A 1,073-nucleotide genomic window follows, 5' to 3' on the forward strand; every position below is an offset into this window, starting at 1 on the left:
TTTTCACACCTTCTTTACGGCACATTGTTAGCAGCTCAATCAACATCTGACGACAATCGTCCGAGATGATCGCCAAGCTAATGCCACTCAGGTAGATCATTTGATGCTGACAAAGATCTTTCACCAACGACAGCAATGCTCGCTCACGCAACCAGTATTTTGCTGCCGCATCATTACGCCAGTAAAAGAAGCTACGCTCGCCATCTTCGGCGGTTTCAATCGCGTAAATGCCTGGCAATTTATCTTCAGAAAGGTAGACCATGTCCGTATTGATCCCCTCTTCACGCCATGCCGTTAGCATTTCACGACTAAACGGATCATGCCCTAATCCCGTCACATACGAAGTTTCGACCCCGTGTTGTTTGGTTAGACGAGAAAGATACACCGCGGTATTGAGCGTATCACCGCCAAAACCTTGCTGTAGCACGCCGTCATGTTTTTTAAGCTCCACCATACATTCGCCGATGATGGCGACACGACTGATTGGGTTCATGGGAAGTCTCCTCAGTATTTGATGTCGCCATTATTGCAATTACAAAACCAGTTAACAATAAAAATAAAACAACGGTTCATTTATTTCGTGAGCTTGATCTATCTGCGTGCTTTCTCGGTCAGATTTTGTAGCCATGCAGAGAGCAATTGCGGCCACGCCGCGACAGGCAAACCTTGCGCATCGCGAATACCAAAACCGTGTTTACCTTGCTCAAACAAGTGCATTTCGGTCGCGATTTCGTGCTGGCGAAGTGCTTGCCAAAACACGAGGCTGTTTTCCACGCTCACGGCGGTATCGTCACTGGCATGTAAAAGAAAACAAGGCGGCATGTCTGACGTCACCTGTTTTTCTAGCGAAAACCGGAGAAGGTCAGATTCACGTTCCAAATTCGCCAGTAACTCGGCACGCGAGCCCATGTGCGCGATGTCGGTGTTCATACTGATCACCGGGTACATCAAAGCGCAAAAATCGGGCTTGGCAGATACACGGTCCGCCTCATCTTGAAGAGGGTAACTGTCCAATGCGTGACTCGTCGCTAAGCTCGCTGCAACGTGTCCGCCAGCCGAGAAACCTAACCCAC

At 49.0% G+C, this 1,073-nt stretch carries 2 protein-coding genes; both read right to left on the reverse strand.

Going from position 1 to position 1,073, the window contains the following annotated elements; genetic code table 11:
* Positions 1–493 (reverse strand): sugar kinase (locus tag R7O12_RS26635; protein WP_318127078.1); only part of this gene is annotated, 493 nt, incomplete at its 3' end.
* Positions 494–591: 98 nt separating this feature from the next.
* Positions 592–1,073 (reverse strand): alpha/beta hydrolase (locus tag R7O12_RS26640; protein ID WP_318127079.1); only part of this gene is annotated, 482 nt, incomplete at its 5' end.

The sequence above is a fragment of the Vibrio sp. Vb1574 genome (assembly GCF_033338675.1).